A 23,361-nucleotide genomic window follows, 5' to 3' on the forward strand; every position below is an offset into this window, starting at 1 on the left:
GGAGGAGGCGCCATGACCCTCGACTGGATGGCCTGGACGCCGCCCACCGCCTGGTTCTTCTGCGGCATCGCGGCGCTCTTGGCGGCAATGACGGTGTGGCAGCTGGTGTCGCCTTCGGTGCCTCGGCGCGGCTTCCTGCCGCTGACGACCACCCGCGGCGACCGGCTGTTCATCGGCCTGCTGGGCGCCGCCTACATCCATCTCGCCTGGATCGGGCTGGCCTCGGGCAGCCTCTGGTACGGCTTCGCGATCGCCGTGGCGTGGATGATCGCGGTGATGCGGTTCGGATGAGCTGACGCGGGTTCCGGACCGGCCCCGACAAGGGGCAGGAAAGTGATGGTTCAACATCTGTCTAGACGGGGAGAGATCATGACCAAGATGCTGCACGGGCCGGGCGGGTTCCCGGTCCACCGCCGTGACCTGCTGCGCGGCGCCTCCGCCCTCGGCGCCGCGGTGGCCCTGCCGGGCTTCGCCTGCCGCGCCTTCGCCGCCACGGTGGAGGAGCTGACCGCCAACGCCAAGAAGTGGATCGACACCGAGTTCCAGCCTTCGACGCTGACCAAGGATCAGCAGATGAAGGAGATGGAGTTCTTCATCAAGGCAGCCGAGCCGTTCCGCGGCATGGACATCAACGTGGTGTCCGAGACGCTGACCACCCATGAATACGAGTCGAAGACGCTGGCCCGCGCCTTCTCCGAGATCACCGGCATCAACCTGAAGCACGACCTGCTTCAGGAAGGCGACGTGATCGAGAAGCTGCAGACGCAGATGCAGTCGGGCCAGAACATCTACGACGCCTTCGTCAACGACAGCGACCTGATCGGCACGCATTTCCGCTACGGCGACGCTGTCCCGCTGTCCGACTACATGGGCGGCGAGGGCAAGGACGTGACCCTGCCGACGCTCGACGTCGACGACTTCATGGGCAAGAGCTTCACCACAGGCCCGGACGGGAAGCTGTACCAGATCCCGGACCAGCAGTTCGCCAACCTGTACTGGTTCCGCTACGACTGGTTCACCGACCCGAAGCTGCAGGAGCAGTTCAAGGCGGCGTACGGCTACGACCTCGGCGTGCCGGTCAACTGGTCGGCCTATGAGGACATCGCCGACTTCTTCACCAACAAGGTGAAGGAGATCAACGGCGTCCGCGTCTGGGGTCACATGGATTACGGCAAGAAGGACCCGTCGCTGGGCTGGCGCTTCACCGACGCCTGGCTGTCGATGGCCGGCGCCGGCGACAAGGGCATCCCGAACGGCCTGCCGGTCGACGAATGGGGCATCCGGGTCGAGGGCTGCCGCCCCGCCGGCTCCAGCGTCACCCGCGGCGGCGACACCAATGGCCCGGCCGCGGTGTACGCGCTGACCAAGTACATCGAGTGGCTGAAGAAGTACGCCCCGCCCGAGGCGGCCGGCATGACCTTCTCCGAGGCCGGGCCGGTGCCGGGCCAGGGCAACATCGCCCAGCAGATCTTCTGGTACAGCGCCTTCACCGCCGACCTGACCAAGCCGGGCCTGCCGGTGGTGAACGAGGACGGCACGCCGAAATGGCGCATGGCGCCGTCGCCGCACGGCCCGTACTGGGAGGAGGGGATGAAGCTGGGCTACCAGGATTGCGGCTCCTGGACCCTGATGAAGAGCACCCCGCCCGACCGGCGCAAGGCGGCCTGGCTGTACGGCCAGTTCTGCATCTGCAAGTCGACCACGCTGAAGAAGCTGCAGGTCGGCCTGACCCCGATCCGCGACAGCGACATCCGCTCCAAGGCGATGGACGAGATGGCGCCGAAGCTGGGCGGGCTGGTCGAGTTCTACCGCAGCCCCGCGCGGGTGGCGTGGACCCCGACCGGAACCAACGTTCCCGACTATCCGCGGCTGGCGCAGCTGTGGTGGCAGAACGTGGCCGAGGCGGTGACCGGCGAGGTCACGCCGCAGCAGGCGATGGACAACCTGGCCAAGCAGCAGGACCAGGTGCTGGCGCGGCTGGAGCGGGCCGGCAATCTCGGCGATTGCGGGCCGAAGCTGAACGAGGAGAAGGACGCCAAAGAGTGGTTCGACGCCCCCGGCGCGCCGAAGCCGAAGCTGGAGAACGAGAAGGAGAAGGGCCAGACCGTGGCCTATGACAGCCTGCTGCAGGCCTGGAAGGAAGGGAAGGTCCGGTAGAGATCATTTGTAAACGCTACTGGTGCGGCCGCCTGGCGGCGGTTCCTCCGCTTCCGGTGCTCATGGGCCAACCCCCGCTGCGCTCCGGCTCTCGGAACCACCGCCAGTCGACTCGCACCAGCGCATTTCCAAATGATCTCTGAGGCCCCTCCATTGTCATTGCCGGGCTTGACCCGGCAATCCAGAGAGCGTCGAGACCTTCTGGATGCCCGGGTCAAAAGCCCGGGCATGACATTTTTGGGGGATAGGTTGGCCCCTCAAATCCCCGGGTCGAAGCCCGGCTTGGCCGGGGGCGGGACGGTTTCGCTCTTCAGCATCGCCTCGGCCACTTCGGCGCATTGCCGGCGGATGTCCGGCACCGCCGTGATCTCCCAGAAGGCGCCGCGGGTCGGCGGCCCCAGCGCGTAGAGCCGGGGTGAGGGCTGGCCGTCATGGCCGATCAGCCGGCCCCCGGCATCGACGTCCAGGCCCAGGCGCAGCCGGTCCGGCCGCACAGCACCACCGGCCAGCAGCGACCGCAGCAGCGGGTCGTCGGTCCGCGCCGGGTCGGTCTCCGGCCCGCTGGCCAGCACCAGGCGGCAGATCGCCCGGGTCTCATCCTGCGCCGCGCCGCGCCGGCGCCAGGTCACCGACAGCCCGTCCTCCACCGCCGCCACACTGCGCAGCCGGCCCGCCAGGACCTGCAGCTGGCCCGAGGCGATCATCGCCCCGACCCGGTCGGCGATGGCCGGCGCCACCCGGTGCCGGTGCACGTCCCACCACGGCCGCAGATGGCGCAGGAAGCGCCCGGCCTGGGTCTCGTCCCAGGCCTGCCACAGCTTCTGGGTGAAGGGGCGCAGCCCGTCGATCACCGCCCGCCAGTCGCCGCCCCCCGCCTCGGCCTCGCGGCACAAGGCGCGGACCCGGCGCAGCACCGCCAGGGCGGGCCGGCCGACGAACTCCGCCGGGTCTAGCGCCGCCGGCTTGCTGGCGATGTCGCGATGCGGCCGGGGCAAGAGGCCGCGGCGCGAGAGCGCCAGGACGCGGCCGCGATGCTCCTGCGCCGCCAGCCCGGCGGCGATGTCGATCATGGTCAGGCCGGTGCCGAGGATCAGTACCGTCTCGTCCGGCAGGATCGAGGGCAGGCACGCATCCTCCGGCCCGACCAGGATCCGCCCCGGCGCGTCCGGCAGCGCCACCGGCGAAGAGGGCGGCGCGTTGCCGGTGCACAAGGCCGCGATGTCGGCCCGCTCGGTCCGGCCGGAGGCCAGGCGCACCGTCACGCCGTCGGCGTCGCGGTCCAGCCCGACCGCGCCGTCGGCCAGCATGGTCAGCCCGCCGGGGAAGTCGCGGCCCGCCGCCGCCAGGGTCTCGCCGATATAGTCGCCATAGAAGCGGCGCGGCAGATACGGCTCCTCGCCGCCATGGGCCCGGGCCCAGCGCAGGAAATCCTCCGGCTCGTCCGGGAACGCGCTCATGTTGGCGGTGCGGACATTCAGCAGATGCGCCGGGTGCGGCGTGCCATAGGCCATGCCGCGGCCGGGGGGGCCGCCCCGCTCGATCAGCACGACCTGCGCCGCCCCGGCCGAGCGGCGCAGGAGCTGGACCGCGAGCAAGCAGCCGGTGAACCCGGCCCCGATGATGGCGATGCGCATGATCCTCCCGGCGCTGCGTCGACCGGCGGCATCGTAGCCACCTCCTTCCGCTGGGGCCAACCTCGGGATGGCGACAGCCGCAGCATGCGCTATCCCGCCTCGCCGCCGCCATCGTGCCGCCCTATGCTGCGGGCGGGATCGAAGACGGGACAACGGGGACGATGCGGATCGTTGCGGTGCTGGCGGTGATGGCCCTCGCGGGCCTGGCGGCGGGGTGCGTGCCGTCGCGCGACAAGGTCGAACTGCCCGATTCGGTGCCGGTGGACCGGGCGCTGTCGGCCGATATCCGCTACGTCTTCTTCCTGCCGGGCAAGGTTGCGATGGCGCCGGACGGCACCGCCGCCATCGCCGCAGCGGTGGTCGAGGATGCGCGGCGGCGCGCCAAGGGGCCGGCGCCGCGGCTGGTGGTGACCGGCCACGCCGATGCCGGCGGCGACCCGGCGGCGGCCCAGCGCCTGTCGCTGCGGCGGGCCCGGCTGGTGGCGGCCCGGCTGCGCGCCGCCGGCATCGCGCCGGACCGGATCACGGTGGCCGGCATCGGCGCGGCCGACCCGCTGCTGCCGGCCCCGGCGGGACAGGCGGAGCCGGCGAATGACCGGGTCGAGATCGGATTCGAATCCTCGGCCGTGTCGCGATTGGACGCGACACCGGGGCGTCCCATATAGTCTGTTGGGGAGACACGGGCGCCGCGCGGTGCCCCCGCCAGCGGAACGAGGTCATGTACACTGCGGAAACCCGGGCGATCGAGGTGTCGGTCGAGCCGGTCTATCTCGAGGACCAGTCCTCGCCGGACGAGAACCACTACGTCTGGGCGTACCACGTCCGCATCGTCAACCACGGGCGGGAGCGGGTGCAGCTGCGCAGCCGCTATTGGCGGATCACCGATGAATTCGGCCGGGTGCAGGAGGTGCGCGGCCCCGGCGTGGTCGGGGTCGAGCCGGTGATCGAACCCGGCAAGGCGTTCCAGTACACCAGCGGCGCGCCGATCGCGACGCCCTCGGGCATCATGGTCGGCACCTATCAGATGGAGACCCCGGCCGGCGAGCGCTTCGACGTCGCGATCCCCGCCTTCTCGCTGGACAGCCCGAACCGAACGATCCGATTGAACTGACGTGACCAAGATAACCCCAGGATCCCGCACGGCCCCGGCCGAAGCGACGGACGCCACCGCCATCGACAACCGCCCGGGAGAGGCCGGTACCATGACCCGCAACCCGTTCACCCCCGTGGTGGCCAATGCCGCGGCACAGCCCGCGCCCGCCTCCGTGCAGCGCCCGAGCCGCTCCGAGGCCGAGGAGGCGGTGCGCGTGCTGCTGCGCTGGGCCGGCGAGGATATCGGGCGCGAGGGGCTGCGCGACACGCCGAAGCGCGTGGTGAAGTCGTATGAGGAATTCTTCCGCGGCTACGATCAGGATCCGGTCGAGCTGCTGTCCCGCACCTTCGACGAGGTCGAAGGCTATGACGAGATGGTGCTGCTGCGCGACATCGACTTCGAGTCGCATTGCGAGCACCACATGGTGCCGATCATCGGCAAGGCGCATGTCGCCTATCTGCCGGACCGGCGCGTGGTCGGCATCTCCAAGCTGGCGCGGGTGGTCGACGCCTATGCCAAGCGGCTGCAGATCCAGGAGCGGCTGACCGCCCAGATCGCCGGCGCCATCGACCAGGTGCTGAAGCCGCGCGGCGTGGCGGTGATGGTGTCGTCGCAGCATCACTGCATGACCACCCGCGGCGTGCACAAGCACGGCACCCAGATGGTCACCAGCTACATGATCGGCGCCTTCCGCGACGAGCCGCAGCTGCGCCGCGAATTCCAGATGATGATCGGGATGCCGGTCTGACCGGGCTTGGGATCGGACGATTTGTCCCGCCGCGATCCCAGAGATCCCGCGCTCGCATGAGGGGTTGGACGGTCCGCAGGCGGGAGAGCGTCGGGACTGGTTCGAGCAGGCTGGGCCGAGGGGCTGTCAGGCAGCGGTGGCTTCGGGTCTCGGCTGCCGCACCGCCTTCACCCGCGTCACGCTGCGGCGGCCGTCGATCGCGGCCGGGATGTCGCCGGCGATGGTGGCGCGGCGCACCACGCGGCGCCGGTCGCCATAGTCGTTGACCGCGTAGTGCTGGGTGGCACGGTTGTCCCAGATCGCCACGTCCCCGGCCCGCCACTGCCAGCGCACCGTGTTCTCCGGCCGCGTCACATAGGCCTGCAGCGTGGCGAGGAGCTGCGCCGATTCATTCGCCGAGAGGCCGAGGAAGCGGCGCACGAAATGGCCCAGTACCAGCGTGCGCTCGCCGGTTACCGGATGCACCCGCACCACCGGATGCTCGGTCTCGTACACGGTCGAGGTGAACACCTCGCGGTGGTGGCGCAGCCGCTCGGGCGTCGCCTCCGGATGCGCGGCGGCATAGTCGTAATCGTTGCTGTGCAGGGCCCAGAGCTGGTCGGCCAGGCCGCGCAGCGGCGCCGGCAGGTCGAAATAGGCGGTGGCGGTGTTGGCCCAGATGGTGTCGCCGCCGAACTCCGGCACCGTCACCGCGCGCAGAATCGAGGCTTGGGGGTACGCGTCGACGAAGGTGACGTCGGTGTGCCAGGAGTTGGCGCGCTGGCCGCGGGCGGAATCGAGCTCGAGCAGGAAGTCGGCGCCGACCGCCACCGGCTGGGTCGGATGCGCCACCGGGTCGCCCAGCGCGCGGGCGAAGGCCTCCTGCCCGGCATCGTCGAGGTCCTGGTCGCGCAGGAACACCACCTTGTGCCGATGCAGCGCCGCGCGGAGGCCGTCCAGGGTCGCGGCATCGAGGCTGCCGGAGAGGCGGAGGCCGCGGATCTCGGCGCCGATGCGGCCGGCGACCGGGCGCAGGTCGAGGCCGGCCACGGCGTCGGGGTGAAGGTCGGCCATGCAGTGCTCCTGTTCATTCACATCGCGGCGTCGGCCATATCTTAGATATACATTTTTATTGAGATCAATGTCTGTAATTCACATTTCCTATAGAGATTACAGATCCGGGACCCTTGGATGCCATGAACGCCGTTCCGCGCCGGCGCGGTCCGTCGTACAGGACGGACATATCGGAGGGGCAGTGGATCGATCGGACATCATCGCGGCGGAGCGCGCCGGCTCGGGGAGGCATCATGGCCTGCCCGACCGCCCGGTCCTGGCCAGCTTCCTGGCCGTCGCCGTGCTGTGCGCCCTGCTGGTCGCCTTCGCCGACCGCCCGGCGGCGCTGTGGTTCGAGGCGCATCGCGGCTCGCCCGTCATCGCCGCGGTCAAGGTCTTCACCGATCTCGGCCTCGGCGTGTGGTGGTACGCACTGGCGATCCTGGGCTGGCTGGGCTTCCGCCTGGCCGCCTTCCTCGCCGCCTATGGCGATGTCCGGGCCCGGCGGCTGAAGCGGGCCCGCGGCTTCAGCTTCATGCTCGCCGCGCTGTTGGCCACCACCGTGACCAACTGGCTGCTGAAGGCGGCGATCGGCCGGCCGCGGCCGCGCCATCTGTTCCGCCAGGACGCCTTCGCGCCGCATCCCTTCGGCTGGGACCTGTTCTCGAACAGCTTCCCGTCCGGCCACGCCCAGACGATGGCCACGGCGATGACGGCGCTGTGGATCCTGTTCCCGCGCTGGGGCTGGGCCTTCGGCCTGCTGGGCGGGCTGGTGGCTCTGAGCCGCGTCGTCGTCACTTCGCACTACCCGGCCGACATCGTCGCCGGCGCCTGGCTGGGCGTGGTCGTGGCCCTGGCCGTGCGCCGCTGCCTGGAGGCGACCGGCGGGCCGGTGACGATCGCGCGATGATCGAGCTGATCACCGCCCTGGTCCCGGTGCTGGCGCCGGTGATCGCCTCCGCCGCCGTCGGCTATGTCTGGGCCCGGTCGCGCCACCCCTTCGACCTCGGCTTCGTCACCCGGCTGGTGACCTATGTCGGGTCGCCCTGCCTGGTGTTCTCGACCCTCACCAAGTTCCACGTCCCGGCCGGCGAGATCGTCGGCCAGGCCGGCCTCGCCATGCTGTCGGTCTTCGCCTGCGGCCTGGTCGGCGGGCTGGCGCTCTACGCCACCGGCCGGGCGGTGCGGCCGCTGCTGCCGACGGTGATGCTGCCCAATGCCGGCAATCTCGGCCTGCCGATCGCCTATTTCGCCTTCGGCGACGAGGGGCTGGCGCTGGCCCTGCCCTTTTCCGCCGCGATGACGCTGCTGCAGTTCACCGTCGGCGTCTCCTGCGCCTCGGGCCACAGCCGGTGGACCGAGATCCTCAAGACGCCGACGATCTACGCTATCCTCCTGGCCATCGCCTTCGCCGCCGGCGGCATCGACACGCCGCGCTGGCTGGGCAACGCGACCGAACTCCTGGGCGGCGTCACCCTACCCCTGATGCTGATCGCGCTGGGCGTGTCGCTGGCCAGCCTGCGCATCGCCAATCTCGGCCGCGCCTTGTGGCTGGCGGCGCTGCGCCTGGGCCTCGGCCTCGCCGCCGGATATGGGGTGGTGTGGCTGGCCGATATCCCGCAGCCGGCCGCGGCGATCCTGATCCTGCAGTCGGCGATGCCGCCGGCGGTGTTCAACTACCTGTTCGCCGCCCGCTATGGCGGCCCGGTGGAGGAGGTGGCCGGCGCCGTCGTCGTCGGCACCATCATCAGCCTGCTGACCCTGCCGGTGCTGCTGGCTGTGCTGATGGGATAGGTCGGGCGATGGAAGGCCTCCCCTTGGTGTCATTGCCGGGCTTGACCCGGCAATCCAGGGGCCACCCAGTGCGGCATCAACAGTCTCTGGATGCCCGGGTCAAGCCCGGGCATGACAGTGTGGGACCAAGGCAAGGCAAACCTACCCCTGCTCGATCTCCTTCCGCCGCGCCTCGTAGGTCGCCGGATCGATCAGGCCGCGGCGGCGCATGATCTCCAGCGCCACCAGGGCCCGGCCGCGATTGTCGTCGCCGACCGAGCCGCTCTCGGCATCCGTATCGCCGCCGGCCGCGCCGGGCCGCGCCTTCTCCGCCATGATACCATCCGTCCGTTCTGCGACGCCGCGCGCGCTTCCGTCCGGAAGCCGCAGCGCCTATGACGGCTGACCATGACTCACGCGAGAAGGCCGGTCGAGATGTGGAGGAAGCGGATCCTGCGGTCCCTGGCGCTGGCGGTGCCGGCCATCGCCATCGCGGCGGCCGTGGCCTTCTGGCTCGGCCCCCCCGGCGGCCGCGGCGTCGTCGGCCAGTTCGGGTCGGTCGGCGGGCCGATCGCGCTGGTCGACCAGGCCGGCAAGCCGGTGACCGAGAAGGACTTCGCCGGCAAGGACGCGCTGATCTTCTTCGGCTTCACCAACTGCCCGGATGTCTGCCCGACCGAGCTGTCGACCATGGCGGCGGCGCTGGACACGCTGGGCGTGAAGGCCGAAGGCGTGGTGCCCGTGTTCATCACCGTGGACCCGGAGCGCGACACGCCCGAGGTGGTGGGCCAATACGCCCAGGCCTTCTATCCCGGCATGGTCGGGCTGACCGGATCGGCCGAGCAGATCGCGGCGGCGGCCAAGGCCTTCCGCGTCTACTACAAGAAGGCGCCGCAGCCGGACGGCTCCTACTCCATGGACCACACCGCCTTCACCTATCTGATGGGGCCGGACTGGCAGGTGCTGGACGTGCTGCCGCCGCAGCTGTCGCCCCAGCAGATGGCGGAACGGATCGGCAAACAGCTCTGACCGGCCACGAAGCGGGTTGCGTTCCCGTCCGCCGTGCTATCGTGGCCCCGACCTGATCTTCGCTCTCGGAGTTGCCCCCATGACCCTTCGCCATGCCGTCCTGGCCGGGATCGCCTTCCTCGTCCTCAACGGCTGCTCCGAGCGCGAGGCGCGGCAGCAGCAGGCGCTGACGGCCCAGAATGACCTGGTCGGGCTGAGCGAGGCACGGCTGTTGTCCTGCGCCGGCACGCCGTCGCGCACCCGCGCCGACGGCAACACCCATTACCTGACCTATCAGAGCGCCGGCATGTCCGCGGACGAGGCGGCGGGCGTCGGCGGCTTCGGCGGCACGGGCGGCACCGACATGGGCATCAGCCCGGTCAATGCCGGCATCGGCCAGAAGATCGGCACCAGCGCGCTGGACCCGAATTACTGCGAGGCCACCTTCACCCTGGTCGACGGCCGCGTCACCGAGGTCCGCTACCGCACCTCCGGCGGCTATCTCCGCACCGCCCAGTGCTCCGACATCGTCGCGCCCTGCATGGGCGGGCCGACATTCGACCCCGGCCAGCCGAAGCCCTAACCGCATCGCCGTCGGCGGCGGGCCACAAACCGTCGCGGATCGGATGGACCCGGGCCGCGGAATCCGGGCCTCTGGTCGCTATCTGCCCGGGGCGGTTGCCGATCCCGCCCTTGGGCACTAAAAGCGTCATACTGCAGCGCGAAAAGCGCGCCGTCCCATGGAGTGCGAGGCGATGAAGATCCTGGTCCCGGTGAAACGGGTGATCGACTTCAACGTGAAGGTCCGGGTCAAGGCCGACGGGTCCGGCGTCGACATGGCCAACGTCAAGATGTCGATGAACCCCTTCGACGAGATCTCGGTCGAGGAGGCGATCCGCGCCAAGGAAGCCGGCAAGGCGACCGAGGTGGTGGCCGTGTCGGTCGGCCCGGCCCAGGCGCAGGAGACGATCCGCACCGCCCTGGCGATGGGCGCCGACCGCGGCATCCTGGTGCAGACCGATGTCGAGCTGCAGCCCCTGGCCGTGGCCAAGATCCTGAAGGCGCTGGTCGACAAGGAGCAGCCGCAGCTGGTGATCCTGGGCAAGCAGGCGATCGACGACGACGCCAACCAGACCGGCCAGGCGCTGGCCGCCCTCTTGGGCTGGGGCCAGGCGACCTTCGCCTCGAAGCTGGTGCTGGAGGACGGCGCCGCGCTGGTGACCCGCGAGGTCGACGGGGGCCTCGAGACCATCCGGGTCAAGCTGCCGGCGATCATCACCACCGACCTGCGCCTGAACGAGCCGCGCTACGCCTCGCTGCCGAACATCATGAAGGCGAAGAAGAAGCCGCTCGACACCGTCAGCCCGGCCGATCTGGGCGTCGACCCGGCCCCGCGGCTGAAGACGCTGAAGGTGGCCGAGCCGCCGAAGCGCAAAGGCGGCGTCAAGGTCGCCAGCGTGCAGGAGCTGGTGGCCAAGCTGAAGACCGAAGCGCGCGTGATCTGAGGGCGGGGGACCAAGACATGTCGATCCTGATCGTTGCCGACCACGACAACGCCACCCTGAAGCCCGCCACGCTGCACGCCGTCACCGCGGCGCAGAAGATCGGCGGCGACATCCATGTGCTGGTCGCCGGTGCCGGCGCCCGCCCGGCGGCCGACGCCGCGGCCAAGGTGGCCGGCGTGGCGAAGGTGCTGCTGGCCGAGGCCCCGGCGCTGGAGCACCAGCTGGCCGAGGCCGTGGCGCCGCTGGTCGTCGACCTGGCCAAGGGCTACAGCCATGTGCTGGCCACCGCGACCAGCGCCGGCAAGAACCTGCTGCCGCGCGTCGCCGCCCTGCTCGACGTGCAGCAGATCTCCGAGATCACCGCCGTCGATTCGCCCGACACCTTCGAGCGGCCGATCTATGCCGGCAACGCCATCGCCACGGTGCAATCCTCCGACCCGATCAAGGTGATCACCGTGCGCGGCACCGCCTTCGAGGCGGCGGCGGCCGAGGGCGGCTCCGCTTCGGTCGAGGCGGTCGAGGCCAAGGCCGATGCCGGGCTGTCGAGCTTCGTCGGCCAGGAGCTGAGCAAGTCCGAGCGGCCAGAGCTGACCTCGGCCCGGATCATCATCTCCGGCGGACGCGCCCTCGGCTCCTCCGAGAACTTCAAGATCCTCGAGGGCATCGCCGACCATCTCGGCGCCGCGATCGGCGCCAGCCGCGCCGCGGTGGACGCCGGCTACGTGCCGAATGACTACCAAGTCGGCCAGACCGGCAAGGTGGTGGCGCCGGACCTGTACATCGCCGTCGGCATCTCCGGCGCGATCCAGCACCTGGCCGGCATGAAGGACAGCAAGGTCATCGTCGCCATCAACAAGGACGAGGAGGCGCCGATCTTCCAGGTCGCCGATTACGGCCTGGTCGGTGACCTGTTCAAGGTGATCCCGGAGCTGGAGGCCGAGCTGAAGAAGGCCTGATCCGGCCCTTCGGACCACCATTCGCGACGCTGGAAGGCGCATCCCCCGGGATGCGCCTTTTTGCTGCCGGCCGGCGCATAGCGGGATAGGGTCGCCGGCCCTGCGGTTCCGCTTGACAGGACCGGCCGGTTGTCCGCCGATAGGGCGTTTTCGACCATCGATTGCGGATCGCCGATTTGCACACCGTGCTGCGCCACAGCGAAGGGACCTCCGGCCGGCGCCGGGCAGAATCGCTCGCGCGACCGCAGAGCCCCGGAAGGATTCGCCCGCATGGCGGATGAGACGCAGCGCTACTCCGTCTTCATCGAGGGCGAGACCCTCGACCTCTGCGTCCCGTCCGAGGCGGCGATCACCGATGGCTGGGCCGACTGGTTCAATGACGCGAAGACGACGCGCTGGCTGGCCCAGGGCATCTATCCGAACCATATCGAGGACCAGCGCGGCTTCCTCGAATCGATCCGCAAGCGCGACCGCTTCGCCGCGCTGATCTGCGGCAAGGGCGGCGGGCCGCTCTACGGCATCATCTCGCTGTCGGCGATCGACTGGGTCGCCCGCTCGGCCCAGATCTCGCTGGTGGTCGGCAAGCCGCTGCCGGGGCGCCAGCTGGTGCAGCTGGAGGCGATGGCCCGGGTGACCGATCATGCCTTCCAGCGCATGGGGCTGGACCGGGTGTGGGCCGGCCAGGCCCATCCCGGCCTGGCGCGCTGGAACCAGTGGCTGGAGCTGCTGGGCTACTACACCGACGGCATCATGCGACGCGGCTTCGTCAAGGGGCGCGAGACGGTCAGCAACGCCGTCATGATCTGCTGCCTTTATGAGGACTACGCGGCGCTGAAGGCCCGGCGCGGCGGGCAGCTCTGGCCCGGCAACGACGCCATGCTGAAGCTGGTCGCCGCGCTGCCGCGCCAGGGCTTCGCCACCCGGCTGGGCGACTTCCTCGACCGCGAGCTGCCGCTGTACAAGGCGGAGATCGAGGCGCTGGAGCGCCGCGTCCTGGAGGATGAGGGCACCGACGCCGCGCCGAAACGCCGCCTGGCCGGATCTTGAGCGCAGCCCCTACCCCCTGGCGCGGCGCGGCGGCGCTGGGTCTCGGCACCGCCCAGTTCGGGCTCGACTACGGCATCGCCAATGACCGCGGCATCTGCCCGCCCGAGGATGTGGCGGCGATCCTGGAGACCGCCGCGGCGGCCGGCATCGGCGTGCTGGACACCGCCCCGGCCTATGGCACGGCCGAGCAGGTGCTGGGCCAGGTGCTGCCGGCGGCGCATCGCTTCCGCATCGTCACCAAGACGCCGCATCTGGGCGGGCTGCGCCACGCCGATGAGATCGGGCAGGCGGTGCGCGACGCCTACGCCGCGTCGCGGGTGAAGCTGCGCCGCGACCGGCTGGCCGGCCTGCTGACCCACAACGCCAACGACCTGCTGCGCCCCGGCGGCCCGGCGCTGTGGGCGGCGATGGCGGCGCTGCAGCGGGCCGGCGAAGTCGAGCGCATCGGCGCCTCCGTCTACAGCGCCGGGCAGCTCGCCGCCGTGCTGGAGCGCTATCCGCTGGACCTGGTGCAGCTGCCCTGGAACGCGGTCGACGGCCGCATCGGCCCTGGCCTGCTGGCGGCGCTGGCCGAGCGGGGCATCGAGCTGCACGCCCGGTCGGTGTTCCTGCAGGGGCTGCTGCTGGCGCCGCCGGCCCAGGCCGCCCGCGTCTCGCCCGCGGCCGAGGCGCTGGTCGGGCGCTGGCGCGACGCGGTCGGCACCGCCGACCCGCTGGCCGCGGCGCTGGGCGCGGTGATCGGCCGGCCGGAGATCGGCACCGCCCTGGTCGGTGTCACCCGGCCGGAGGAGCTGGCCGGCATCCTGCGCGCCGTCGCCGCCGCGCCGCCGCCAATGGCGCCAGTTCAATCGACCGACGACCTGGTGCTGAACCCCGCCCTGTGGCCGTCCGGCGGCCGCCCCGCCGCGATCCTGACCGGCACCGCCGTGGCGCTGCGGCCGGCCGCGTCCGGCACGACGGCGATGCTGGCGGTGCAGCCGAAGGCGGGCGGCGATGCCCGCGGCGCCGTCCGTCTCGGTCCCATCGACCGCGCCGCCGGCGAGGCCGCGGTCGCCCTGGAGGGCGTCCCCGACGCCTGGCGGGAGGAGGCGGCGGCGCTGGTCGCGCGGATAGCCTTCGAGCAGATCGGGCTGCGCCGCCTGGTGGCTGCGGAGCCCTTCGCCGGCTGGACCGCGGCCGCGGGGCGCTTCATCCTGGACGACAAGAGCTATTGGGAGCGGACATGACGGTGCTGGCGATCCTGCAGGCGCGGATGTCCTCGTCGCGGCTGCCCGGCAAGGTGATGGCCGACCTGCTGGGCGAGCCGATGCTGGCGCGCCAGGTCGAGCGGCTGCGCCGCTGCCGGACGCTGGACCGGCTGGTGCTGGCCACCAGCACCGAGCCGGCTGACGACGCGCTCGCATCCTTGGCCGCCCGGATCGGCGTCGACTGCTTCCGCGGCAGCCTGAATGACGTGCTGGACCGCTTCCACGCCGCCGCGGCGGGCAGCGGCGCCGACCAGATCGTGCGCCTGACCGCCGACTGCCCGCTGGCCGACCCTGCGGTGATCGACCGGCTGATCGGGCTGCATCTCGACGGCGGCTACGACTATTCCTGCAACACGCTGACGCCGCGCTGGCCCGACGGGCTGGACGCCGAGGTGATGCGCGCGGAGGTGCTGGAGGCAGCGTGGCGCGAGGCGACGCTGCCGTCGGAGCGCGAGCACGTCACCCGCTTCATCTATACCCGGCCGGAGCGGTTCCGCCTGGGCAGCCTGGTCGGCGACGCCGACCTGTCGGACCAGCGCTGGACCGTCGACACGCCGGAGGACCTGGCCCTGGTGCGGGCGGTCTATGCCGGGCTGTACCCGGCCAACCCGGCCTTCGGCACCGACGACATCGTGCAGTTCCTGGCGGCGCATCCGGAGATCGCCGCGCTCAACCGCGTCCACCGGCGGAACGAGGGCCTGGAGCGCTCGCTCGCCCAGGACGCCGCCCTGACCAAGTCGTGAGGATCAAAGTGTCAGAACGCTATGCGGCATCCGAGGCGATGCTCGACCGGGCCCGGCAGACCATTCCGCTGGGCGCCCAGACCTTCAGCAAGAGCATCACGCAATATCCGCTCGGCGTGTCGCCCTATTTCGCCGCCCGCGGCCAGGGCAGCAAGCTGTGGGACGTCGACGGCAACGAATACATCGACTTCATCAACAGCCTGGCCTCGGTGACGCTGGGCTACAACGATCCGGACGTCACCGCCGCGGTCAAGGCGCAGGTCGATCACGGCACCATCTTCAGCCTGTCGAGCCCGCTGGAGGCCGAGGTGGCGGAGCGGCTGGTGGCGATCGTGCCGTCGGCCGAGATGGTGCGCTTCGGCAAGAACGGGTCGGACGCCACCGCCGGCGCGGTCCGCGTCGCCCGCGCCTATACCGGCCGCGACCATGTGCTGGTCAGCGGCTATCACGGCTGGCAGGACTGGTATATCGGCGCCACCGCCCGCAACCGCGGCGTGCCGGAATGGACCCGGGCCCTGACCCACAGCTTCCCCTACAACGACCTGGCGGCGCTGGACCGGCTGCTGGACGAGCATGCCGGCCAGGTGGCCGCGATCGTCATGGAGCCGATGAACGTCGCCTACCCGGCCGAGGGGTATCTCGAAGGCGTGCGCGAGCGGGCGACGAAGCACGGCGCGGTGCTGGTGTTCGACGAGACCATCACCGGCTTCCGCGTCGCCAATGGCGGGGCGCAGGAGCTGTTCGGCGTCACCCCCGACCTGACCACGCTGGGCAAGGGCATCGCCAACGGCTATCCGCTGTCGGCGGTGTGCGGCCGGCGCGAGCTGATGATGGAGATGGAGGAGATCTTCTTCTCCTTCACCATGGGCGGCGAGACGCTGTCGCTGGCCGCGGCCCGGGCGACGCTGGACAAGGTCGTGCGCGAGCCGGTGACCCGGCACATGGCCTCGCTGGGCACGGCGCTGCGTGACGGCACCGCGGCGCTGGTCGAGCGGCACCGGCTGGGCGAGGTGCTGTCCCTGTCCGGCCATCCGTCCTGGACCTTCCTGCTGATCAAGGACCAGCCGGACACCAGCGCCTTCGAGATCAAGACGCTGTGGCTGCAGGAGATCTTCGCCCGCGGCCTGCTCTCGCTGGGCAGCCACAATATGAGCTATGCCCACAGCCAGGCCGATGTCGACCGGGTGCTGACCATCTATGACGAGGTCTTCGCCCTGCTCTCGGCCGCGATCGGCCAGAAGCGCGTCCGCGCCGAGCTGCGCTGCGAGCCGCTGGTGCCGCTGTTCAAGGTGCGCTGAGAGCCGCTCCAGAATTCCAACATCGTCATTGCGAGCGCAGCGAAGCAATCCAGGGGCCAGCGCGAACCGGCCCCTGGATTGCTTCGTCGGCTTCGCCTCCTCACAATGACGGCGGAGACATGGCGCCAAGTCTCCGCGTCAGTGCCCAAAACGAGACCACCCCGCCGGCCGGGATCGCTCCCGGGCCGACGGGGTGGCTCTTTCGTCGCCCCTGCCGGCGACGACTCAGTCGGGCATATGTCAGTTGCCCGTACCGGTGCTGGTGGTGCCCGTGGTCCCGCCCGTCGTGCCGGCGGCCGGCGCCGCGGGCGTCTCGGCCTTGTGGCCTTCGAAGGCGGGCAGCGCTTCCAGCTGCTCCTTGGTCATGGCGGTCTTCACGCCCTCATCGGGCCGGGCGCCGATGGTCAGCTTGTCGAGCGGGATCGCCACGGATTTCGAGCCGATGCCGAGGAAGCCCCCGACATCGATGACCACGGCATCCACGGTCTTGCTGCCCTTGTCGACCAGGACATCCGAGGTCTTGCCGATGGAATCGCCATTGGCGTTGGTGACGCTGGCGCCGATCAGGTCGGAGCCGAGGATATGCGAATCGGGGAGCTGCTGCTGCCCCTCAGGGACCGTGCTGCCCGTCGTCGCCGCGGGCGCGGTCGTCGAGGGGGTGGTCGTCGTGGTGGACGGCTGGGTCGTCGTCTGCGCCATCGCCGGCAGGGCCAGCAGGGCGACGGCGGAAACAGCTGAAATCAGGGTCTTGCGCATGATCGGTCCTCCTTGAGGATCGCCTGGAGATATCCGAGCAACAGGAGGGGTCGGGACACGGTTCCCCGAAACGACGAAAGCCCGGCGCGGAGCCGGGCTTTCGCTGGAGTCTGGGTGGTTACTCGCCGCTCGGCGGCTCGGTGGCCGGAGCGTCCTCCGCTGCCTTCACCTTGCGCGGCCGGCCGGGCCGGCGCTTCGGCGCGGCCGGAGCCTCTTCCGCCGCGACGCCGGGCAGGCCCGGCTGGGCCGAGGCCTCGGGCTGGGCGGCCGGCGGCACCGGCGCCTCGACCGGAGCGGCGGGAGCCGCCGGCTGCTCCGATGACGCCGCCTCGACCGCGGGAGCGGCCGCGCGCGGCGGACGGCCCCGGCGCGGCCGGGCGATGATCGAGGCCGGCAGCGCCAGCTCGGTGTCGATGCCGCTGTCCTCCTGGTCGCGCGGATCGGCGCCGAAGCTGGCCGAGGACGCGGCCATGTCGACCGGCGCCGGATCGAGCGGGCTGGGGATGTGCGGCTGCGGCGCGTTCAGCTCCACCGCTGGCTGCGGCCGGTCGCCGCGATAATCCTGGCGGTTGTCGCGCGGCTGGCCGCCGAAGCGGTCGCGCTGGCCCTGATCGCGATTCTGGTCGCGGAAGTTCTGGTCACGCGGCGGGCGGTTGTCGCGGTAGCCCTGGTCGCGGTCGCGGAAGCCCTGGTTCTGGCGGTCGCCGCCCTCGCCCCGGCCCTCGAACTCCCGGCGCTGCGGGCGATCGCCGCGGTCACCGCGATCGCCGCCTTCGCGCTGGTCGTATTCACGCCGCTGCGGCCGGTCGCCGCCCTCGCGCGGCTCGAAGTCCCGGCGCTGCTGGCGGTCGCCGCCATCGTTGCGCTGGTCGAATTCGCGGCGCTGCGGCGGCGGGCTGGTCAGCGGATCGTAGTCGGCATCGACGCCCGGCTGCTCGCGGCTGCTGTCCTGGCCGCCCTGCGGCTGGTGCGGCTGGCCGCCATAGGCCTCGTTCATGGCGTTGATGATGCGGACGTAATGCTCCGCATGCTGCTGGTAGTTCTCGGCCATGACGCGGTCGCCCGACGCCTGGGCGTCGCGCGCCAGCCCCATATACTTGTCGTAGACCTGGAAGACGTTGCCGCGGATGCGGATATCCGGCCCGTTGCTGTCGATGGTCTGGTTGCGGTTGGGCAGTGCGTTCGGCCGGCGCTGCTGGCCGCCGCCACCGCCGCCGCCTCCACCACCGCCGTTCCTGCCGCGCGCACGCCGCGAATTCGGTCCTGGTCTCATCAGCCTTGCTTCTGCAGATCGCTGTTTCCGCGCTGCCGTCCCTCGCCGCCGCCTGATGCGGCCGGGCCCAGCGTCATCGTCGCTTCCAGCGCCGGAATGGCGGCCGCCTCAAGCGGTCAAGCCCGGAAATGACGGAATAAGGGGACCCTAACGGCAATCAGGCGTCGGGCCAATGCTTTTTTTACCGCGACGTCGCGATCACGCAACGCGCTATGCCTGCCAGATCGTGCGGCGTGCCGACGATGTCAAGGCCGGCGCCACGGAAGAGTGCCGACACATCCGCTGCCTGGCCGATGCCGAGCTCGACCACCGCAGTGCCGCCCGGCGCCAGCAGGGCCGGCAGCGCCGCCGTCAGGGCGCGATAAGCGTCGAGCCCGTCGGCACCGCCGGACAGGGCTAGGCGTGGGTCGTGCTCGCGCACCTCTGGCTCCAGCGCCGCGATGTCGGAATCCGGGATATAGGGCGGGTTGGACAGGACCAGGTCGAAGCGGCCGGACAGCGCCGTGGCCCAGTCGCCGACGGCGAAGGCGGCGCGGCCGGAGAGTCCAAGCGCCCGGGCGTTGTCGCGCGCCACCCGCGCCGCGTCCTCGCTGCGGTCGACGCCGATGCCGAAGGCCGCCGGCCGGTCGTGCAGCACGGCCAGCAGCAGGCAGCCGGTGCCGGTGCCGAGATCGAGCACGCGCAGGGGCCGGTCCGCGGGCATGGCGGCCAGCGCCGCCTCGACCAGGGTCTCGCTGTCCGGCCGTGGGTCGAGCGTCGCCGGGCCGAGGGCGAAATCGAGGCTCCAGAACTCGCGACGGCCGAGGATGCGCGACACCGGCTCATGCGCGGCGCGGCGGTCGAGGTATCCGGCGTAACGCGCCACGGCCTCCGCCGGCATCGCCTCGCCGGCGCGGGACAGGAGACCGGTGCGGTCGATGCCGAGCGCGTGCATCAGCAGGATGCGGGCATCGGAGGCGGCACCGTCGATCCCGGACGCGGCCAGCCGGGCGGTGCCGTCGCGCAGGGCTTCGGCGAGTTTGGGAGGGCGGGGGGTCACTGCCCGACCATCCCGCAGCGAAGAGAGATCTCGAACGAGAGAACGCGTTGCCTCTCCCGCTTGCGGGAGAGGTCGGGCGTCCGCAGGGCGACCGGGTGAGGGCCAAGCGATGCCGCCACCCTCGCAGAACTCGCCGGAAGAGAGCGTGCGCCCAGCCCCATCCTGACGCGATCATTCCGGGCCCGAGGCCGGCTGGCCCTCACCCGGAGTCGCTTCGCGCCTCCGACCTCTCCCGCAAGCGGGAGAGGCCACGCGATCTGACGGCCATGCGATGCACGTGCCGGCAGAGCGAGGCGGGCGGGAATCACGGCTGGTCGGCGAGGGCGGCGAGGCGGGCGGCCTCGTCCTCGGCGATCAGCGCCTCGATCAGCTCGTCCAGCGCCTCGCCCGCCATCACCCGCTCGATCTTGTAGAGGGTCAGGTTGATGCGATGGTCGGTCACCCGGCCCTGCGGGAAGTTGTAGGTGCGGATCCGCTCCGACCGGTCGCCGGAGCCGACCTGGCTTTTGCGGTCGGCGGCCCGCACCGCGTCCTTGGCCGCGCGCTCCGCCTCGTACAGCCGGGCGCGCAGGATCTTCATCGCCTTGGCGCGGTTCTTGTGCTGCGATTTCTCGTCCTGCATCACCACCACGATGCCGGTCGGCAGATGGGTGATGCGCACCGCGCTTTCGGTCTTGTTGACGTGCTGGCCGCCGGCGCCCTGGGCCCGGAACACGTCGACCCGCAGGTCCTTGTCGTCGATCTGGACGTCGACCTCCTCCGCCTCCGGCAGCACCGCCACGGTGGCGGCGGAGGTGTGGATGCGGCCCTGGGCCTCGGTCTCCGGCACCCGCTGGACGCGGTGGGCGCCGCTCTCGAACTTCAGCCGGGCGAAGACGCCGCGGCCGCTGATCTCGGCCGACGCCTCCTTGTAGCCGCCCAGCGGCGTGTCGGCGATGTCCATCACCTCGAAGCGCCAGCCGCGGATGGCGGCGTAGCGCTGATACATCCGGAACAGGTCGGCGGCGAACAGCGCCGCCTCGTCGCCGCCGGTGCCGGCGCGGACCTCGAGGATGGCGTTGCGGTCATCGGCCTCGTCCTTCGGCAGCAGCAGCACCTGCACTCGCCGCTCCAGCGCCGGCAGGCTGTCGCGCAGGGCGAACAGCTCCTCCTGCGCCAGGGCCTTCATCTCCGGGTCGGTCTCAGCCGCGGCCATGGCCTCGAGCTGGGCCAGCTCGGCCCGGCCCTTGTGCAGCGCCGCGATCTCCTCGGCGATCGGCTCGAGCTCGGAATATTCCTTGGAATAGGCGGTGAACTGGTCCGGCGACAGCTTGCCGGAGCCCATGCCGTCGCGCAGCTCGGCCACGCGGGACAGGACGCGGTTCAGATTTTCGTCGAGTTGCACGGAAGGCTCAAATCAGGGGAACGGGGCCGGTCGGTCAACAGTCGACGGGCCCGCTAGCGGCCGTGCAGGCGGCTCATTCAGCCGCCTGGGCCGCAGCCGCCTCGGCGGCGGCGCGATCGGCCTCGATCTGCTTGGCCTTGTCCTCGACCAGCGACACCAGATGGTCGACGATGCCCTCATCCTTCAGCCGGTGATTCGGCAGGCCGTTGATGTAGACCTGATGCGTGCCCTTGCCGCCGCCGGTGAAGCCGATATCGGTCATCGTCGCCTCGCCCGGGCCGTTGACCACGCAGCCGATCACCGAGACAGTCATCGGCGTGGTGATGTGGGCCAGGCGCTGCTCCAGCACCTCGACAGTCTTGATCACGTCGAACTGCTGCCGGGCGCAGGACGGGCAGGAGATGATGTTGACGCCGCGATGGCGCAGGCCGAGCGACTTCAGCATGTCGAAGCCGACCTTCACCTCCTCCACCGGATCGGCGGAGAGGGAGACGCGGATGGTGTCGCCGATGCCGGACCACAGCAGCATGCCGAGGCCGATCGACGACTTCACCGTGCCGGTGCGCAGGCCGCCGGCCTCGGTGACGCCGATATGCAGCGGGTAGTCGCAGGCCTCGGCCAGCGCCTGATAGGCCGCCACGGCCAGGAACACGTCCGACGCCTTGCACGAGATCTTGAAGTTGAAGAAGTCGTGGTCCTCGAGGATGCGGATGTGGTTGAGCGCCGACTCGACCATCGCCTCCGGGCAGGGCTCGCCGTACTTCTCCAGCAGCTCGCGCTCCAGCGACCCGGCATTGACGCCGATCCGCATCGAGCAGTTGTGGTCCTTCGCCGCCTTCACCACCTCGGCCACCCGCTCCTTCGAGCCGATGTTGCCGGGGTTGATGCGCAGGCAGGCGGCGCCGTTCTGGGCCGCCTCGATGCCGCGCTTGTAGTGGAAATGGATGTCCGCGACGATCGGCACGGTCACTTCCGGCACGATGTGCTTCAGCGCCGCGCTCGACTCCTCGTCCGGGCAGGACACGCGGACGATGTCGGCCCCGGCGATCTCGAGCTGCCGGATCTGGTCGATCGTCGCCTGGATGTCCGTGGTCCGGGTGTTGGTCATCGACTGCACGGTGATCGGCGAATCGCCGCCCACCGGAACCTTGCCGACATGGATCAGGCGGGACTTCCGGCGTTGGATCTGGCGATAGGCGCGGACAGCGGCGCTCATGACGGAACCTTAGGTGATGCGGCGTTCGTTGCGCGACACCATGGCCCTTTCGCGCCGATCCCGCAATCCGGGAGGCGGCATTGCGACCATGTGCGACGGCGTCCCCTCAGCGCCCGTCTCAGTTCACCGACGCCCGGTCGCGCAGCTTCTGCGGGTCGAGCTGGATGTTGCGCACCACCTGGCCGGGGCCGCCGAGCGACGCCACCGGCTGGCCGTCGACCTCGACCTGCAGTCCGCCGGCATTGCCGGTGGTCAGGCGCTGGCCGTCCTGCGGCAGCACGGCATAGGTCTCGCCTGCGCCCATCACCCGGGTCATCACCAGGCCGCCCTGACGGTCGCGGATCTGGACCCAACTGTCGGCGCTGGCGCGCAGCGTGATGCGGCTGTCATTGGGGCCGGGCACAGGCGCGGCCGGCGGCTCGCTGGCCAGGGCGGCGCCGAGCGGGCGGTCCAGCGCCGCAACGGCCGGGAGCTGCGTCTGGGCGGCCGGCGCCGGGGCGGGCTGGGCCGCCTGGGGCGCCGCCGCGACCTGGGGCGCGGTGCCGGCCGGGGCGGCGGGCGGCACCGTCGCCATCTGCGACGGCGCGGCCGGGGGCACCAGCGACGGCAGGGCCGGGGTGCCGGCCGGGGCGGTCGGGCCCGGCACGTTCGGGCCGGGGGTCATGCGCTCGCCCGGCCCGGGCTCGGCCGGCGGGGCCGCGGCCTGCAGGCTGGGGCCGCTGTTCGGGGCGGCCGGCTGCACCACCGGACCCGGCGTCGCATCCGGCTGGGCGTTGCCGTCGAGCAGGGCGGCGAAGCGCGCGGGCAGGCCCGCGATCTCGTTCGCCATGTCGCGATTGGCCGAGGAGAGATAGTACCAGCCGGCATAGGCCAGGCCGCCGATCAGGACTGCGATCATCAGGATCGCGCCGCCCGGAACGCGGCTGCCTTCCGGCACCGGCGCCGGGAAGATCAGATCGGGCTTCTTCTCGACCGCGGTGGATTCGCGCTTGAACCGCGCCACCACCTGGTCACCGTCGAAGCCGAGGAATTCGGCATAGGTGCGGACGAAGCCGATGGCGTAGACCGGACCGGGCAGGTCCTGGTGGCGCCCCTCCTCGATCGCCTGCAACAGGCCGTGGCGGATCCGCAGCGTGGCGGCCACGTCGTACAGGCTGTAGCCGGCGATCTCCCGCGCCTGGGCGAGGATGCGGCCGACGGGGGCGTTCATGTCGATCACAGCTTCCGCCGCCCCCGCATCGTGAGGGTTGTCCGGGGAGTCCGCGGTCTCATGCACCACGGCAAGGTGTTTGCGATTGCTCTGGGCCATGTCGTTCGAGCCGCTTTGTGCTGACCGAGGTGTTACAGATGAAAGCCGGCACGCCGCCCTGTCATGATGTCGAGGCCCACTCCCCCACGACCGAGACGACTGTCTTTATTTATGACGATTCCGGCGGCACAGCAAAACGAATC

24 protein-coding genes are annotated in these 23,361 nt (G+C 70.9%); 15 read left to right on the top strand and 9 right to left on the bottom strand.

Annotated elements, in window-relative coordinates:
- Positions 1–12: 12 nt before the first annotated feature.
- Positions 13–291: a DUF2160 domain-containing protein gene (locus tag ABDW35_RS00105; RefSeq protein WP_343711798.1), complete on the top strand. Its 279-nt coding sequence runs from the start codon at positions 13–15 to the stop codon at positions 289–291.
- Positions 292–369: 78 nt separating this feature from the next.
- Positions 370–2,157 carry an extracellular solute-binding protein gene (locus tag ABDW35_RS00110; RefSeq protein WP_343711799.1) on the top strand — a complete coding sequence of 596 codons (1,788 nt, stop codon included), beginning with the start codon at positions 370–372 and terminating at the stop codon, positions 2,155–2,157.
- A 257-nt stretch (positions 2,158–2,414) separates the two neighbouring features.
- Here ABDW35_RS00110 and ABDW35_RS00115 read toward each other — a convergent pair whose 3' ends face one another.
- The gene (locus ABDW35_RS00115; RefSeq protein WP_343711800.1) at positions 2,415–3,791 is read right to left on the bottom strand and encodes an FAD-dependent oxidoreductase; all 1,377 of its coding nucleotides are present in this window, start codon (positions 3,789–3,791) and stop codon (positions 2,415–2,417) included.
- A gap of 161 nt (positions 3,792–3,952) precedes the next feature.
- Between ABDW35_RS00115 and ABDW35_RS00120 the strand changes: the two genes are divergently transcribed.
- The 3 genes from ABDW35_RS00120 (at position 3,953) to folE (ending at position 5,632) form a co-directional block, all read left to right on the top strand.
- Positions 3,953–4,456 (top strand): OmpA family protein, encoded by a 504-nt coding sequence (locus tag ABDW35_RS00120; RefSeq protein ID WP_343711801.1) that lies wholly within the window; start codon positions 3,953–3,955, stop codon positions 4,454–4,456.
- Between the two features lie 53 nt (positions 4,457–4,509).
- The gene (gene apaG, locus ABDW35_RS00125; RefSeq protein WP_343711802.1) at positions 4,510–4,902 is read left to right on the top strand and encodes a Co2+/Mg2+ efflux protein ApaG; all 393 of its coding nucleotides are present in this window, start codon (positions 4,510–4,512) and stop codon (positions 4,900–4,902) included.
- Positions 4,903–4,993: 91 nt separating this feature from the next.
- Positions 4,994–5,632 carry a GTP cyclohydrolase I FolE gene (folE, locus tag ABDW35_RS00130; RefSeq protein WP_343711803.1) on the top strand — a complete coding sequence of 213 codons (639 nt, stop codon included), beginning with the start codon at positions 4,994–4,996 and terminating at the stop codon, positions 5,630–5,632.
- Positions 5,633–5,758: 126 nt separating this feature from the next.
- On the opposite strand, the gene ABDW35_RS00135 is transcribed toward folE, so the two are convergent.
- Complete coding sequence (locus ABDW35_RS00135; RefSeq protein ID WP_343711804.1) at positions 5,759–6,685, bottom strand: TauD/TfdA family dioxygenase; 927 nt, start codon at positions 6,683–6,685, stop codon at positions 5,759–5,761.
- 181 nt (positions 6,686–6,866) lie between these two features.
- Between ABDW35_RS00135 and ABDW35_RS00140 the strand changes: the two genes are divergently transcribed.
- The gene (locus tag ABDW35_RS00140) at positions 6,867–7,574 is read left to right on the top strand and encodes a phosphatase PAP2 family protein (RefSeq protein ID WP_343711805.1); all 708 of its coding nucleotides are present in this window, start codon (positions 6,867–6,869) and stop codon (positions 7,572–7,574) included.
- A complete protein-coding gene (locus ABDW35_RS00145) occupies positions 7,571–8,458 on the top strand; it encodes an AEC family transporter (protein ID WP_343711806.1) in 888 nt (295 codons plus the stop codon). The genes ABDW35_RS00140 and ABDW35_RS00145 overlap by 4 nt, the downstream gene beginning before the upstream one ends.
- A gap of 141 nt (positions 8,459–8,599) precedes the next feature.
- On the opposite strand, the gene ABDW35_RS00150 is transcribed toward ABDW35_RS00145, so the two are convergent.
- Positions 8,600–8,773, bottom strand: coding sequence for a hypothetical protein (locus tag ABDW35_RS00150; RefSeq protein WP_343711807.1), 174 nt, complete (start codon positions 8,771–8,773; stop codon positions 8,600–8,602).
- Between the two features lie 72 nt (positions 8,774–8,845).
- Here ABDW35_RS00150 and ABDW35_RS00155 point away from each other — a divergent pair, with 72 nt between their 5' ends.
- The 8 genes from ABDW35_RS00155 to ABDW35_RS00190 all read left to right on the top strand — a co-directional run bounded on the left by ABDW35_RS00155 (position 8,846) and on the right by ABDW35_RS00190 (position 16,241).
- A complete protein-coding gene (locus tag ABDW35_RS00155) occupies positions 8,846–9,466 on the top strand; it encodes an SCO family protein (RefSeq protein ID WP_343711808.1) in 621 nt (206 codons plus the stop codon).
- Between the two features lie 79 nt (positions 9,467–9,545).
- Positions 9,546–10,028 carry a hypothetical protein gene (locus ABDW35_RS00160; protein ID WP_343711809.1) on the top strand — a complete coding sequence of 161 codons (483 nt, stop codon included), beginning with the start codon at positions 9,546–9,548 and terminating at the stop codon, positions 10,026–10,028.
- A gap of 172 nt (positions 10,029–10,200) precedes the next feature.
- Positions 10,201–10,950 carry an electron transfer flavoprotein subunit beta/FixA family protein gene (locus tag ABDW35_RS00165; RefSeq protein WP_343711810.1) on the top strand — a complete coding sequence of 250 codons (750 nt, stop codon included), beginning with the start codon at positions 10,201–10,203 and terminating at the stop codon, positions 10,948–10,950.
- Between the two features lie 17 nt (positions 10,951–10,967).
- On the top strand, positions 10,968–11,906 hold the full coding sequence (locus tag ABDW35_RS00170) for an FAD-binding protein (protein WP_343711811.1): 939 nt from the start codon (positions 10,968–10,970) through the stop codon (positions 11,904–11,906).
- A gap of 270 nt (positions 11,907–12,176) precedes the next feature.
- Positions 12,177–12,953: a GNAT family N-acetyltransferase gene (locus ABDW35_RS00175; protein WP_343711812.1), complete on the top strand. Its 777-nt coding sequence runs from the start codon at positions 12,177–12,179 to the stop codon at positions 12,951–12,953.
- Positions 12,950–14,179, top strand: a complete 1,230-nt coding sequence (locus ABDW35_RS00180) for an aldo/keto reductase (RefSeq protein ID WP_343711813.1) — start codon at positions 12,950–12,952, stop codon at positions 14,177–14,179. The genes ABDW35_RS00175 and ABDW35_RS00180 overlap by 4 nt, the downstream gene beginning before the upstream one ends.
- Positions 14,176–14,943, top strand: a complete 768-nt coding sequence (locus tag ABDW35_RS00185) for a glycosyltransferase family protein (protein WP_343711814.1) — start codon at positions 14,176–14,178, stop codon at positions 14,941–14,943. Before ABDW35_RS00180 ends, ABDW35_RS00185 begins: the two co-directional genes overlap by 4 nt.
- An 8-nt stretch (positions 14,944–14,951) precedes the next feature.
- On the top strand, positions 14,952–16,241 hold the full coding sequence (locus ABDW35_RS00190; protein WP_343711815.1) for an aminotransferase class III-fold pyridoxal phosphate-dependent enzyme: 1,290 nt from the start codon (positions 14,952–14,954) through the stop codon (positions 16,239–16,241).
- Between the two features lie 240 nt (positions 16,242–16,481).
- Here the strand turns inward: ABDW35_RS00190 and ABDW35_RS00195 are convergent, their stop codons facing one another.
- The 6 genes from ABDW35_RS00195 to ABDW35_RS00220 all read right to left on the bottom strand — a co-directional run bounded on the left by ABDW35_RS00195 (position 16,482) and on the right by ABDW35_RS00220 (position 23,119).
- The gene (locus tag ABDW35_RS00195) at positions 16,482–16,997 is read right to left on the bottom strand and encodes a PRC-barrel domain-containing protein (protein WP_343711816.1); all 516 of its coding nucleotides are present in this window, start codon (positions 16,995–16,997) and stop codon (positions 16,482–16,484) included.
- Between the two features lie 118 nt (positions 16,998–17,115).
- Positions 17,116–18,270: a DUF4167 domain-containing protein gene (locus tag ABDW35_RS00200; protein WP_343711817.1), complete on the bottom strand. Its 1,155-nt coding sequence runs from the start codon at positions 18,268–18,270 to the stop codon at positions 17,116–17,118.
- Between the two features lie 181 nt (positions 18,271–18,451).
- Positions 18,452–19,309, bottom strand: coding sequence for a peptide chain release factor N(5)-glutamine methyltransferase (gene prmC, locus ABDW35_RS00205; RefSeq protein ID WP_343711818.1), 858 nt, complete (start codon positions 19,307–19,309; stop codon positions 18,452–18,454).
- Positions 19,310–19,613: 304 nt separating this feature from the next.
- The gene (gene prfA, locus ABDW35_RS00210; RefSeq protein WP_343711819.1) at positions 19,614–20,693 is read right to left on the bottom strand and encodes a peptide chain release factor 1; all 1,080 of its coding nucleotides are present in this window, start codon (positions 20,691–20,693) and stop codon (positions 19,614–19,616) included.
- A 73-nt stretch (positions 20,694–20,766) separates the two neighbouring features.
- Positions 20,767–21,909, bottom strand: coding sequence for a flavodoxin-dependent (E)-4-hydroxy-3-methylbut-2-enyl-diphosphate synthase (ispG, locus tag ABDW35_RS00215; RefSeq protein WP_343711820.1), 1,143 nt, complete (start codon positions 21,907–21,909; stop codon positions 20,767–20,769).
- Positions 21,910–22,027: 118 nt separating this feature from the next.
- Entirely contained in the window at positions 22,028–23,119 is a 1,092-nt protein-coding gene (locus ABDW35_RS00220; RefSeq protein WP_343711821.1) for a RodZ domain-containing protein, read from the bottom strand.
- Positions 23,120–23,361 lie beyond the last annotated feature (242 nt).

The sequence above is a fragment of the Inquilinus sp. genome (assembly GCF_039594555.1).
Taxonomy (GTDB): domain Bacteria; phylum Pseudomonadota; class Alphaproteobacteria; order DSM-16000; family Inquilinaceae; genus Inquilinus.